The sequence below is a fragment of the Maribellus comscasis genome (assembly GCF_009762775.1).
Taxonomy (GTDB): Bacteria; Bacteroidota; Bacteroidia; order Bacteroidales; family Prolixibacteraceae; genus Draconibacterium; species Draconibacterium comscasis.
This window is the reverse complement of the sequence record NZ_CP046401.1, coordinates 6,894,811-6,909,303: the sequence shown is the minus strand read 5'-3', so window position 1 is coordinate 6,909,303 and position 14,493 is coordinate 6,894,811. Positions and strand designations below refer to the sequence as shown.

7 protein-coding genes are annotated in these 14,493 nt (G+C 38.9%); 5 read left to right on the top strand and 2 right to left on the bottom strand.

Translation table 11 applies throughout. From position 1 onward, the window contains the following. Positions 1–15: 15 nt before the first annotated feature. Entirely contained in the window at positions 16–3,429 is a 3,414-nt protein-coding gene (locus tag GM418_RS27700) for a SusC/RagA family TonB-linked outer membrane protein (RefSeq protein ID WP_158871051.1), read from the bottom strand. Positions 3,430–3,447: 18 nt separating this feature from the next. Next, the gene (locus GM418_RS27695) at positions 3,448–4,461 is read right to left on the bottom strand and encodes a PKD domain-containing protein (RefSeq protein ID WP_158871049.1); all 1,014 of its coding nucleotides are present in this window, start codon (positions 4,459–4,461) and stop codon (positions 3,448–3,450) included. A 386-nt stretch (positions 4,462–4,847) separates the two neighbouring features. Here GM418_RS27695 and GM418_RS27690 point away from each other — a divergent pair, with 386 nt between their 5' ends. From GM418_RS27690 to GM418_RS27670, 5 genes are all read left to right on the top strand, one after another. Next, positions 4,848–5,441, top strand: coding sequence for a glycerophosphodiester phosphodiesterase (locus tag GM418_RS27690; RefSeq protein WP_158871047.1), 594 nt, complete (start codon positions 4,848–4,850; stop codon positions 5,439–5,441). Between the two features lie 724 nt (positions 5,442–6,165). Next, entirely contained in the window at positions 6,166–7,452 is a 1,287-nt protein-coding gene (locus tag GM418_RS27685) for a hypothetical protein (protein WP_158871045.1), read from the top strand. A gap of 239 nt (positions 7,453–7,691) precedes the next feature. Further along, positions 7,692–11,114 carry a SusC/RagA family TonB-linked outer membrane protein gene (locus GM418_RS27680; protein WP_158871043.1) on the top strand — a complete coding sequence of 1,141 codons (3,423 nt, stop codon included), beginning with the start codon at positions 7,692–7,694 and terminating at the stop codon, positions 11,112–11,114. A gap of 18 nt (positions 11,115–11,132) precedes the next feature. Then, the gene (locus GM418_RS27675; RefSeq protein WP_158871041.1) at positions 11,133–12,833 is read left to right on the top strand and encodes a SusD/RagB family nutrient-binding outer membrane lipoprotein; all 1,701 of its coding nucleotides are present in this window, start codon (positions 11,133–11,135) and stop codon (positions 12,831–12,833) included. 121 nt (positions 12,834–12,954) lie between these two features. Beyond that, positions 12,955–14,490, top strand: coding sequence for a calcineurin-like phosphoesterase C-terminal domain-containing protein (locus tag GM418_RS27670; protein WP_158871039.1), 1,536 nt, complete (start codon positions 12,955–12,957; stop codon positions 14,488–14,490). Positions 14,491–14,493: the final 3 nt, after the last annotated feature.

Here is a 14,493-nt window from a genome sequence, read left to right as displayed (position 1 = left end):
CATTCATAATTTAAATTAGAAGGAGAAATTTAGTTTAAATCCTACCGGAACTACCCAGGGATCGGCATTATACCTTTCAACTCCCTGACTAAATCTTCCATTTCCTTCCGCCTGGAAAGCTCTTTCCGGATCAATACCCAGGTCTGCATCTTTTGTCCAAAGCATAATATTACGACTGTAAATGGAGAAGTTCACATCTTGCATACCCAGTCTTTCCGAATATCGATTGGGAAGCCGGTAACTAAGCGAAATTTCCCGAAGTTTTATGTAATCGGCATCAAAAAGGTTTGCCTCACCGATATCCCATGGATAACTTACCACATAAGGAAGGAATACTGTTCCCTCTCCACCAAGGTTTTCCTGTTCCAGAATAAATTTCCCATTCTCATCATACTCTCCCATTACACCTGGAGCGAACGTTCCATCATATACAGTAAAACCACTAAAACTTTCGGGAAAACCCCCATAAGCCGGTGTAGGTCCACCTACCGGGCGTAGGCGGTCTGCCAACAACAATTGATCAGCATTTGCTACAACCCAATCACGTAACTCCTGGCTTGCTCCCCCACCTAAATCTCCGGGATGTACCAATTCATCGAGCCAGGTTTGCGTCATTACCGATTCTGAAAGATAACGGTAGGTTTGTGATACATATTGGCCTCCTGAACGCCAGTCGAAAGTCATACTTAGTGAGAAATTTTTGTATGAAAGGGAAGTCTGCATCCCCATAATAAAGTCGGGATTATAATTTCCTACTTTAGAGTATTCTTCTTCAGCCACCCATTCGGCATCGAGTCCGCTGCCCAAAATCGGATAGCCATAATACGGAGAGGTTTCATCTTCAACCCGCATTACCTTTCTGGAATATAAATTTCCTATTAATCCATCGTGTGTTTCATCTTTTACATAGGCGATATTTTTAACCCTTGCCTCATCCCAGAATTCGACAAATTCAACACCTTCCGATAGTTCAAGAATCCGGGTTTCGTTTTTGGTAAAGTTTATATTTACATCCCAGTTCCAATCGCCTGTTCTTACCGGAGTAAATCCAATTAAAAACTCCACTCCTTTGCTTTGTAAAAGGCCTGCATTAATTTGAACTTCGCTAAAACCCGTCGAGGACGCCAATGGAACATCGAGGATTTGGTTTCTGTTATCGACTTTATAATATGTTCCGTCAAAACGCAAACGATTAGAAAACAATCTGATTTCGGTACCTATTTCAAAGGAGGTAGCTTCCTCGGGTAAAAGGTTAGATGTATACTGCTTACCTTGTTTTGACAATCTGACTGCATCTCCCCATTGTCCTGCATCCTGATAAGTAGGATACAGACGGTACGGATTTGTGTCGTTTCCGACTTGCGCCCAGCCACCTCTTATTTTGAACATGTTAACTTTGTTACCCAAATCAAATATCTGGTCAACCATTAAACTCAATGAGGCCGAAGGATAAAAGTATGAGCGGTTTTCAGCGGGTAATGTACTCGACCAATCATTACGAGCAGTCAAATCAAGGTACGCAATTTCTTTCCAGCTTAAGTTTGCCATCGCATACAAACTATTGATTTCACGTTCGCTTCTGTAGTTTGAGTAATTTAATGCTCCTGAACTGATATTCTGAACAGTAAATACATTGGGAACATTTAATCCCGAACCTGATTTTGATGAGTTACTGATGTTGGAAGATCTGGAATACAAAATATTTCCTCCTCCTGAGACCGATGCATCGAAATCGCCCCACTTATTGTTATAAGTGGCCAAAAAATCCATGTTTCGTTCCAGACCATTTGCGCTTATTATCCCATAAGCCCCGTTGTTGGGTTCGTTTGTATAACCCGGAGCAATTTTTGTTTCACGTACTTCGTCGGTTTTATTTAACGAATATCTTCCCATTAAACTAAAATGAGAAGTTAGGTCCCACGTAGCTGTTATATTACCATAAATTCTGTACCGGTTAAAACTGTTGTTTACATCGTAAGCCAGAAAATACGGATTTTCATGATTCCCGGAAACCCGAAGAACTCCATCGGGTGTATTATAATCGCGTAAATCTCTGATATCAATATTTAGCGGATGGTTGTATGCCCATTGCATTGGATTGGTTCCCCGGTTGGATGCGGGCCTGTTTTTAGCCCAGCTGTTTGTGAAATTGACATCAGTGCTTACGTTAAAGTTTTTTCGAACCTGTGAGTTGGCAGAAAGAGATACACTGTTTTTGTTTAAGTCGGAATTGGGAACCAGCCCACTGTGCGTCATGTTGGTTACTCCCAGACGGTAATTTAAATTTGAACTGCTGCCTGCAATCGAAGCTCCGTTTGTAGTTGTAATTGCAAAATCATCAATAAAATTCTTTACATTGTTGGGGTAGGAGACAACCTCCACGGGAACACGAACGCCGTTTGCATCAACAGGAGACTGCCATTGTACTGCCCAGTAACCTTTGTCCGTTTCCGGTCCCGAACCTGTTGCATCGCCTGCCGTAATCTCAGGCAGAATGTTGCTGCCAACATCTTCAGGACGATATGAGAAAAATCCTGTCGAGAATTGTTTTTGCACATTTAAAAAACGTGATGGAATATCAAATACTGTATTTGATGTAACCGTTACTTTTAACTCCTGATTCGCCTGCGCCTTTTTTGTAGTGATGAGTACTACTCCGTTACCGGCCCGGGTTCCGTATAGCGCTGCCGCACTGGGCCCTTTTAAAATGGATACACTTTCAATACTTTCCGGATCGAGATCGGCAATGGCATTCCCGTAATCGACCCGGTTGTCTGACCCAAAACCGCCAACATTATTTGCTGTATTATTCATGGGTACACCGTCTACAACAAACAATGGCTGGTTGTCGGTACTCAGTGAAGTGGCACCGCGAATAACCATATTAACCGTGGAACCGGTTCCACCTGTTGAGCTAATGGTTACTCCGGAGACTTTACCTGCCATTGAGTTCAAAACATTTTCCTGTGCAACGCGGGTTAATTCCTCTCCGGCAACTCTGCCCACTGAGAACCCCAACGATTTTTCCTCGCGTTTTATGCCAAGGGCTGTAACCACAACTTCGTCAAGAGATTCAATGTTTTCTTCCATGCTTACATCTATGGTATTTCTTCCCTGAACATCGATTTCCTGTGTTCTGAATCCAATAAATGAAAATACTAAAGTAGAATTTTGAGGAACTTCTATGCTGTATTTCCCATCAATATCAGTTACTGTACCGTTGTTTGTTCCCTGTTGCAAAATACTCAATCCCGGAAGTGCTAGCCCGTCGCCTGCAGATGTAACCGTTCCTGTTACTGTCAGATTTTGCCGGGCATCATCTAAATTAGTTTCTGTTGAAGAGGCAAAAACACTTTGAGTAAATGTGAATGAAAGAACAAGAAGAACAAAGTTCTTCGCCGTTTTATATAATGAATTTTTATATTTCATGTCTGTTATTTTGGTGTTTTATTCTACTACTTCAAATGAGAGAATCATTGCAGTTGTGCTCAAAGCAATTAATGGATCCTGATTGACTATGGCATCAGGGCTGAGCGTAAGAAACATGACCAGTCTCATTGAGTTATCTGTTATTTCTTCCACAATTACTTTCTGGTGAAAATCCTTAATCCCCACAAATTCTGTTGAGTTTGGAAAATCAATGGTCATTACATCAGAATAAGTAACTATTGGGATGTTTAGCGAATTGACTCCTGTTGCGAAACCTGGAATGGTAGGAATGGAAAAGTCTTCATTTTCGGCAAATGTAAATGTCGCATTTTCTTCAGGTGCATATGTTGATAAAGCAAATGCATCAGCGCCAAAAACAGCCTCTCCTCCGGTTTTTGTAATTGATGAAAGCCCGAACTGTTGCATAACCATGGCATAAACAATTCCGCCAAAAGAAGAGCCATCTTTAGTATCGTGCTTGTAACTGCCATCATTATAAAATGTAAATTCGTCGTTATAAGCTTCTTTTAATCCTAAGTAAAGATCAAATGCCCCGGTTGGCAGATATTCAATGCTTTCATCAAGTAAGGTAAGACTTGCGTCAGAGTTTACCAGCTTGTCATTAGCCGAATGTGCTGCAGATAATTTCCAGGTTTTTCCATCGTAATCAGGCTTTGTGTGGTCGCCTGTTAACAAAGCATAAGGAGTTAGGGCGATTGCAAGATTTACGTCAGCAGTTGCCGTATTTCCTTCACTGTCAGTAGCAGTAAGTGTGGCAACATAATAACCTCCTTCATCATAAATATGGACCGGATTTTCTTCGTTACTGGTTTGCCCGTCACCAAAATCCCACGACCAGGTTACTGCACTGTGCATTAATGCTGTAAAAGCAACCTGTTTATCGCTTACACTGTGAAAAATGTCGGCAGATAACGGAAATACCTGTAGCTCAGCTTCCTCTTCGCACGATTGAAGTACTATAAAAGTTCCAATTGTACAACAAAAAAATAAATAACGGATTAATTTCTTCATAGTAATAAAGTTAGATTAAAGTAATTCCAAATAGTTGTGTTATCATTTTAAGAATGAATGTGTTGAAGATATGATTTAGAAAACATCAGAGAACATTAGCCTTCTTTTAAGTCATGAAAACGCTTCTCTCTTTTATATCGCTATTGCATTATTTTAACTTTTTATCTTTAAAATTAAGAAAGTGGAAAATGGTAAACAAATAGAAATTTGTTTCTGTGTTATAGAATATTAGCTTTTTAAATCGATTTAGCGGAAAATGCTTTTTAACCATGAATTGAAATGTTATTAGAAATAATACTTTAGTTTTTTTTGTTTTTCTTTTTGAAAAGTCGTTTGCTAAAGTAGAAAGTTCCTGAAATTATTGTTAAATAAAAAATTAAAATAATATGAAATTTTTAACTCTTAGTATTATACTTGCAGCCTTGGCTTTTTCCGGGAGAGGATTTGAAAACGAGAAAGCTTCTTTGAAAGCTGCAAAAAATATAGTTTATGTAATTGCCCATCGTGGAGCCCATAAAGGCATTCCTGAAAATTCACTGCCTGCTTATCAAAAAGCAATTGATTTAGGGTGCGACTATGTTGAGATTGATGTCAGGACGACAAAAGATAACAAATTTGTTAGCATACATAATTCATCCGTTGATAATTATGTTCTGGATAAAAAAGGGAAAGTGAATAATTTTACACTTGCCGAATTAAAGGCACTTGATATTGGTGCTAAAGTTGGAAGCGAATGGAAAAATACGCGTATTCCAACCTTTGAAGAGATTCTTGAACTCTGTTGTGGTAAAATTGGGATTTACATCGACTTAAAAGATGCCCCGATCCCTGAATTAATGAAGCTGATAAGAAAATACCACATGGAACAGGACGTTCTCTGGTATATTCCGGCAAATTATTTTGAACAAATAGAGAATATTGAACAGGTGTTTGGGAATTCATTTCCGATGTGCCCGATCCTGGCTCCGAAAGAAACCTGAACAACATCCTTGTCAAAATAGAGCCCGCTGTCGTCGCAACGGATATTGAAACGCTTTCTGAAAGTTTTGTAAAAAAGGCACATAAGCAAAGTACGAAAGTTTTTGTAGATGAAAGGCATGGAACGGAGACAGAATGGAATAGAATCTTAAACTGGAAAACGGATGGGATTCAGACCGATAATCCTGAGAGGCTGATTAATTATCTCAACAGAAAATAAGCTAAATCTTTAAGACCTCAAAATATAATATGCGTATTGCGCAAAGGACCGTAATTGCAACTTTGTCTATTAAGAAATAGTAATTAAATTTTGCCTTTTTTGTCCTTTTTTTAATTTTGTGGCTAAAACCTTTTAGCCGCAAATCTCTTGTTTTATCTGCGTTTTAGCTTTTTTTACACACATATAAAGTATATTGATTTGAAATGGTGTTTGTTCTTTTTTTATGCTTTTTTTGGGTTAATATTTAATGTGTATTGTCCAAAATATAAGAAGCCTATTTTGCGTAGATAATATAATTTTACATTGTAGAAATGTACATACCTTTTTCAGTAAATGGTAAATAAATTATAAATGTTTTTATTAAGATATAATAAGGGTTTGTGTTTACAGCGTAAAATTAAAAAGTATAGTTGAAGTAAGGTTTTCTCCCTTTTTTATCTGTTTAGAGTGTTGATGAAAAATACAATCATTAAAAAATTTAAGCAGGAGCTTCTCTACGATATTCAATGAGCAAACGAGGAAATCATATTGACAAATGGCTTGGGATTTTAACCATTGCAATGGCCCTGGGAACTTCCTGGGCGATTCGCGGGCAATTTGGTCACGAGCAAGGAGCGGCCTGGGCAGGGGGAATCGGAACTCTTGTTCTGGTACTGGTTTCACAAAGAGAAGACTGGTATTCTAAAGTGCTTCCGGTTATATTGAGTTCAGCTTTTGGTTGGGGATTAACCGGAATGATAAGTTATGGACGGGTAGTAGGCTATGGACGAAGCGATGATTTAGTCAATGTTTTCTACGGTTTGTCTATGCTTTTTGTAATTGGCGGTTTATTTGGATTGATTGGGGGCGGTTTTACCGCACTTTCCCTTGAATCAACAAAAAATAAAAAAGTGAACTGGCCGTCATTAATTGTTGAAATGACAGCGGGTGCACTTGTTGTTTACGGACTTCTTGTTATGCAACTCGAAGTATTGATGACTCCTCCTCGTTCTGAGGCCTGGGCACTAAGTTTAGGGGCAGGTCTTGCAATGGTTTGGTATATGTTAAGAAACGGTTTTTTAAATTCGTTTCGGGTAGCCTTTTATACTGCTTTGGGAGCAGGTTTTGGCTTTGCATTTGGCAATTTTTTGCAAACAGTTGGAACGGTTCTCGAGCTTCCTTTCAACATGTGGAACGTGATGGAGTATTGTATAGGTTTTTTTGGAGGTGGTTCAATGGCATATGCAATATTTGCTTCAGAATGGCCAATATCTGAGAAAGAGCCCCAAAAATGGGAAAACAGTATTGCGTTCCTTGCCGTTTTTGTTTGTATTCCGGTAATCATTTTCCGTGAGTCGTTGCAAATGAAAAACTTTCTCTCCAGATTTCATGATTTTGACAAATCTGGAGATATTTCACTTATTAGCACAATTTTGTCAGCACTTTTTATCGTTTTGGCTGTTTTATTTATATGGTTGCTACTTCGAAGGGTAAACTTCAAAGTTAAACGTCAGGAGATATTATGGGTTACGACTATCTATTTTGGTTTATATATTATTCTCAGTTTTCTTGTAACAGGAATAGTATCCGGCAGAGTTATGCTAAATCATATTTTATATGTAGCCAATTTAGCTGTGATTCTTAAACTGATAAAAAAGAGTTCTGTAGAGTTTTTTGCAGCAATGCCAAATGAAAAAAAGAATAAGTATTATTTGCGATATCTGGTTCTGTTACTATTTGTTGTATCAATTTTATCATTGATTTCTGTTGGCATTCACGGAGAGATGGCCGGTGCCCATAACCGGTTTGGATGATTTACCATATTATCTTTAAAATTCCCTCTTTTTCAATAAAATAAGATATTGAGAGGTTTAATTATTATTAATTAAATATTAACATAATTGTATTAATTTTGTCTTTATTGTATTTTGAATAAGTTAATATTCTATATGTATGTAGTAAAATTCTACTGGTTTAAATAAATCTCGTTACAGAACTTTGTTGCTAACGATTTTTTAAATCGTGATTAAATATTTAACCAAATTATTGTTTTATGAAAAAAAGTATTTTACAAACATTCTTTTTAGGTATGTTTTTACTTTTTGCGGTCGCGTCATTTGCTCAGGTAAATGTTACGGGTACCGTAAAAAGCGATGAGGGTGAGCTACTACCCGGTGTATCTATTGTAGAAAAAGGTACAGGTAACGGAGTCATTACCGATCTCGACGGAAACTACTCTATTTCCGTACCAAACGGACAAGCGTCCTTGGTTTTTTCTTTTGTGGGAATGCAAACACAAGAGGTTCAGATTGATGGCAGATCGGTTATAGATGTGACATTGGCAACCAGTAGCATAGGCGTTGACGAAGTAGTGGTAACGGCTTTAGGAATTTCCAGAGAAAAAAAGTCGTTAGGATATTCCGTTGGCGAGGTAGAAGGGGAAAATTTACAAAAAGTTGCCCAGGAAAATGTTTTGAACGCACTTTCTGGCAAAGTTGCCGGCGTGACTATCAATTCAACCGGCGGCCCTGGTTCATCTGTTAGTATGGTAATTCGTGGGGCATCATCGCTAACCAGCGACAATCAGCCGCTGTTTGTTGTCGACGGAATTCCGATGAACAATACGCTGAATAATGTTACTGCTATTGGTCGGGATAACAAACCTGATTATGGTAACGCTATTTCGGATATTAATGCGGATGATATTGAAAGTATTTCAGTATTAAAAGGGCCTAGTGCTGCCGCTCTTTACGGTTCACGTGCCGGTAACGGTGTTGTTTTGATTACTACTAAATCGGGTAAAAAAACACAAGGTTTGGGAGTTACCATAACCTCGAATACTGTAATCGACAATCCTTATAAATATTTAGAAAAACACACTTTGTTTGCGAACGGGCAACGACCATTTACTCAAGATGATCGACCCAATAACGGATTGGATTACTACGCTGTTCCTGTTGCCGACTCTTATTGGGTAGGGCCTGAACTGGATAACGGAATGATGGCTTATCAATGGCCTTATTTTGACGAAAACGGCCAGTTGGAAGCAACTCCTTTGGTTTCCCACCCTGACAATTACAAGGAGTTTTTTGAAACAGGAATTACAAGTACCAATACCATTTCAATTAACGATTCAAATGAAAAACTTGATTACAGAATTTCATACAGTAACATGCAGAACAAGGGAATAATTCCTAACAGCGATCTGCACAAGAATTCAATTGGTTTAAATTCAACAATTAAATTACTGGATAATTTGTCTGTAAGTTCAAGTATTAATTTTGTATCAAATGGTGCCGATAATCGCCCTTCGACAGGAAACCGAGGAACCAATCCGCTTCAGGCATTATACGATATAAATTCAAGCATTGATATAAATGACCTGAAAAATTATTGGGAGCCGGGAAAAGAGGGGATTCAGCAAAATGCTCCTTATAATTTGGAAGTTAACTCTGACGGAACTTATGGGAAAGGAGATATGATTAATAACCCATATTTTATCGCAAATGAAGTAAATAATAGTTTCCAAAGAGACAGGGTTTTTGGAAATGCGCGGGTAGATTATGATATTACAAAGGAATGGTCGTTAATGGCTCGTTATACCCATGATCAATTTCATGAAAAAAGGGAAACCAAAATAGCACCAAGTTACACCGGTGATGCTAATGGCGTTTACGGTCTGGAGAATTTGTACAGAAGAGAACAAAATGCAGATTTCCTATTGGCTTACAAAAAGACAATGGATGCCTGGAGTTTTAATGCTTCTGCCGGTGGAAATTATATGTATCAGTTCGCGGAGAATAATTTGACTGCAACCAAAGACAGAGGATCGGGTTTAATTGTTCCCGGTGTATACAATATAGGTAACATTGCTCCGGATAATTTGAGATATACTTCCGGTATGAGTGAAAAAGCTATCTATAGTTTATATGGTTTGGCATCCATTGGATATAAAGATGCCGTATATCTCGATTTGACCGCCCGTAACGACTGGTCGAGCACTCTACCTGAAGAAAATCGTTCTTATTTCTATCCATCAGCGTCACTAAGTATGTTGTTAAATAATATGTTTGAGATGGGAAGTAATGTATCCCTCGCAAAACTTCGTGGCGGCTGGGCTATGGTAGGTAACGATACCGACCCTTATAAACTGATGGCTACTATGGTAAATTCCGGTTTATGGGGAAATCAAATTGAATTATCGACATCGGGAACGCTGTTGTTACCAGATTTAAAACCGGAGATACAAACCTCGTGGGAAATAGGTGCGGATCTCGCATTTTTTGACAACCGTATACGTTTTGAGGGAACCTATTACGAAGCTGAAAATGAAAACCAAATTTTGAATATTGGCCTGCCTCCTTCATCGGGGTATACAGGAAAACAAATCAATGCCGGTTTGATTTCAAGCAAGGGTATCGAATTCTCACTTGGAGGAACACCTGTTCGCACAAAAGATCTTAACTGGGATGTTAATTTTGTTTTTTCAAAAAACAGAACAAGGGTTGAAGAGTTGGCAGATGGATTTGATTACATTGTACTTTGGACTGATGCAAAAGGTGGTGCAGTTACCAGGGTTGGTGACGAGATAGGTCAGATTGTAGATGATATTTTAGTCCGCGTTGAAGACGAAAGTTCTCCTTATTATGGCTGGCCAATTATTGATGATGAAGGATGGGATGATGCTGATAACTGGGAAAACTATATGGAACCCGGAGATAATACTGCTGTAATCGGAAATTTTAATCCTGATTTTATGGTAGGAATGCAAACATCATTAACTTATAAAAACTGGACATTGAGCGCAAGTCTGGATTGGAGAGTGGGGGGACAGTTTGTTTCTCAAACCTTTCGATATGGCGAATCAGATTTACATACAAAACGTTGGATCGATCGCACATTAAAATTGAACGGTATGAGTGGTGCTGAAATGGCGGAGTACCTTATAGATCATGCAGATGAATATTTGTCTCCTGATGGTGAATTTTTTGTTGTTGTAGGTGGCCCGACCGCAGAATACGGAGGTTTGCCGCATACCGAAGATGGGATTACATTAAACGACGGTGTTTTTATGCCAGGTGTTGAGGGATACTACGACGAAAATGGAAAATTTGTAATGGTTAAAGAACATCTTGGTGGCGACGGAACACCAACTATCCGTTATCAGGATTTCTATGGCTGGGGCTACACAAGAAATGCAATGTTTGATGCTGATTTTATTAAGTTACGTGAAATATCACTTTCTTATCAGCTGCCGCCGTTGAAATCAATTGGTATTAACAATGCGTCAATTTCAGTATACAGCCGTAACATTTTATTATGGACAAAAGCTGGTATTGGAATCGATCCTGAAACTGCATTTCAGGCAGAATCAAGCAACCAGGGAAGTGGTATTCAGTTCAAACAGGGAATTGAGCGGTATAACGTTAGGCCGTGGACAATTCCTGTGGGTATCAAATTAAATGTAAGTTTCTAAAACGATAAATTTTAAATCATGAAATTAATAAAAGCAATATACAAACTAGTTTTTGCACTGTTGATTGTGTTCTTTGTCTCGTGCAGTGAACAGTTGACTGACTTAAATGTAAATCCCAACGGTGTAGATCCTGCTGTTGTAAATCCGAACCTTATGGTTCCGACAATTATTACGTCAACTGCAAAATATTATTTGGACGAAGGTTACAAGGGAGGCTCTGCAGGCGTTATGCAATATATTCAGCAAAGTGGCTGGAGTGGAGAGACAAACAAATTTGACTGGGACGGCGCTCGTGACTGGACGACTCAATATGGAAATCTGAGAACAGCGAAACACTTGTACGAACGTTCAAATGAGGAAGGGATGGAATTCCAACAGGGAGTTGCCATTGTGATTCGAGCATTTAATTTTGCTTATATTTCGGATTCATGGGGAGATGCTCCATACTCCAATGCCCTGAATGGTAATGAAGGTGATCAGGAAGATCTTTTCCCAATTTTCGATTCGCAGGAGACAATTTATAAAGGAATTATCGATGAGCTAAAAGAAGCAAACACATTGTTATCCAAATCATCAGGAGAATATTCCGGAATTAACGCCGATGCCGATGTGTTATATAGCGGAGACCCATCGAAATGGAGAAAATTTGCCAATTCGCTGATGCTGAGATATTATATGAGAGTATCTGAAAAATTACCCGATTTTGCAAAAGCAGGCATTGAGGAAATCGTTTCAAACCCGGGTCAATACCCTATATTTACGTCAATTGATGATGATGCGACAATGGAATTTGTTGGTTCGTCGAATGATGATTCCTGGCCGGCGAATACCACTTTCGATCTTTCCGAAAGTTCTTTTGACAGAATACAGTTATGTGCCGGTTTCAGAGATGTTCTGGTAAAAAACGATGATCCTCGGATTGCAGTTTGGTTTAACGAAGTAGCTGTGCCAATTAAAGTTTCAACAGCAGTCGACGAAGACGAGGTCATCGATGGAGTTCGTTATCTTAACCCGGATTTTATGGTGGCGAGTGACTATGTTGTATATAACCCATCAACCTGGGTGGAAGATGTGGAAGCGGGTAAAACCCTCATTGATACGATGCAGTATGCTGGATTGCCAATTGCGTCTACTACAGGTGATGGTTCCGGATGGAATCTAAATCCAAATAAAATTCAGGGGGGACCTAATGTACATAATTCGGCGCTTGATGATAAATACAAAGCCGAAAAAGGCGATTTGTTAAAAGCAAGGTTCATTTCATATACAGAAGTTTGTTTTATCCTTGCAGAGGCAGCGCAAAAAGGCTGGTCGGTTGGCTCACAACAAGAGTGGTATGAAAAAGGAATCAAGGCTTCTTTTGATACATGGGAAGTGAGTGATGACTACGATACCTACATTACTGAACCAGATGTTGTTTATGATGGTTCCCTGGAACAACTAATAACGCAGAAATGGATTGCTAACTGGACTGTCGCTCACGAATCATGGTGCGATTGGAGAAGAACAGGTTACCCGGAACTTACCATTGGAAAAAAAGGAGTTCGCGAAGCAATGCCACTCCGTTTCCAGTATGGAAGCGCTGAGATCTCCAGAAATGGAGATAACTATGAAACAGCAGTAAGCGGTTTGGAGGAAACTTCCTTTACTGCAACTGATGGAAAAGATAGCGCATGGTCAAAAATCTGGTTAATACAAGGAACAGGAAAGCCTTACTAATTAATTTATCAGAGAAAACAATATGGAATAAAGAGGGCAGGGGAATTCTCTGTCTTCTTTATTTTGCTATATCCTTTCACATGTAAAAGTTTAACTCTTCTTTTTCCATAATAAAAATACGATGCAACATTTCCAAAGCTTTTTGTTCCTGCTCTTTGTATTTGTAACAAAAATTTTATTTGCAACCCCGGGTAGTACCACTGGTAAAGTTTATATCGACTCCAATAATAACGGAGTTTTTGACAAAGGAGAAAAAGGTGTAAGAAATGTCTGTGTAACAAATGGTGAAGAAGTTGTTTTAACAGACAAAGATGGAGAATGGGAGTTGGAGACCAATGAAAGCGCTACAGTTTTTATTATAAAACCTTCCGGATATCAGGTTCCTTTAAATTCTTTCAATTCGCCCGAATACTATTTCAAGGTTGATAACGAATTAAACAGGAAGGATGTCAAAACAATCGATTTTCCATTGGTTCAGCAAGAAGAAAGTGAAACCTTTTCTGCCTTGTTTTTTGGAGATCCGCAGGCGCGGGGAATGAAGGAAGTTAATTATGTATTTCATGATATTGTGGAAGAGTTGATTGGAACAAATGACGCAAGTTTTGGAGTTTCTTTGGGAGATATTGTCGCAGACGACCCTGGGCTGATGGATGATGTCAGTCAGGGAATAGCGCAAATAGGAATCCCCTGGTACAATGTTTTCGGAAATCATGACAACGATCGTAATGCAAAAACCAACAGGGAAAGAGACAACACGTTTGAACATTTTTTTGGCCCAAGCACCTACGCTTTTGAATACGGACAGGTTGCCTTTATTTCAATAAACAATATTTATTTTGACAAAAAGGGGAAATATTATCCTCACTTCACCAGAAAGCAACTTACTTTTATAAAAAATTACCTGCAATTTGTTCCCAAAGATAAACTAGTTGTGTTAATGATGCACGCACCAATTATTGCCTGTGATAACCAGGAGGAAATGTATCAGCTAATTCAAAACAGGGAGCATACATTTTCGATTTCCGGTCATGTGCATGAGCAAATTAATGTTTTTGTAGATAGTGAAATGGGGTGGCAGGGGAAAGCAACGCATCATCATCTTATTAATGCAACTGTTTGTGGAAGCTGGTGGTGTGGTTTAAAAGATGAACGGGGTATTCCGCATGCTACTATGAACGACGGAGCTCCAAATGGGTATTCCATTATTACTTTCGATGGAAATAAATATAGCGTTCGCTTTAAAGCAGCGCGACGCCCTGCCGATTATCAGATGAATATTTATATTCCGGAAGAGATAGAAAAAGACGCATTGGATACGACAAAGGTTTTGGTAAATGTTTTTGCCGGTTCAGACCGTTCAATAGTCGAAATGTCAGTCAACCATGATAAAAGCTGGATTCGAATGGATACCGTCCAAACTGTTGATCCGGCATGTTTTGAAATGTATAAAAAAAGCAGCTTTCTGAAAATTATAGTGGATAATCAGCCGCTTGATGAAGTGTTTGGCTATGCGATGGATTACCCCGGCATCTGTCATCATATGTGGAAGGGAAAACTTCCAGGTGGTTTAGAACCGGGGACATACACGCTCACCGTTAGAACTACTGATATGTTTAACCAAATCTGGAAGGAAAACCGTATTTTCAGGGTAAAATAACCA

Bases quoted from the DNA above. Each gene is read 5' to 3' on its own strand.
- GM418_RS27700 (WP_158871051.1), bottom strand. From the start codon at position 3,429: ATGAAATATAAAAATTCATTATATAAAACGGCGAAGAACTTTGTTCTT.
- GM418_RS27695 (WP_158871049.1), bottom strand. From the start codon at position 4,461: ATGAAGAAATTAATCCGTTATTTATTTTTTTGTTGTACAATTGGAACT.
- GM418_RS27690 (WP_158871047.1), top strand. From the start codon at position 4,848: ATGAAATTTTTAACTCTTAGTATTATACTTGCAGCCTTGGCTTTTTCC.
- GM418_RS27685 (WP_158871045.1), top strand. From the start codon at position 6,166: ATGAGCAAACGAGGAAATCATATTGACAAATGGCTTGGGATTTTAACC.
- GM418_RS27680 (WP_158871043.1), top strand. From the start codon at position 7,692: ATGAAAAAAAGTATTTTACAAACATTCTTTTTAGGTATGTTTTTACTT.
- GM418_RS27675 (WP_158871041.1), top strand. From the start codon at position 11,133: ATGAAATTAATAAAAGCAATATACAAACTAGTTTTTGCACTGTTGATT.
- GM418_RS27670 (WP_158871039.1), top strand. From the start codon at position 12,955: ATGCAACATTTCCAAAGCTTTTTGTTCCTGCTCTTTGTATTTGTAACA.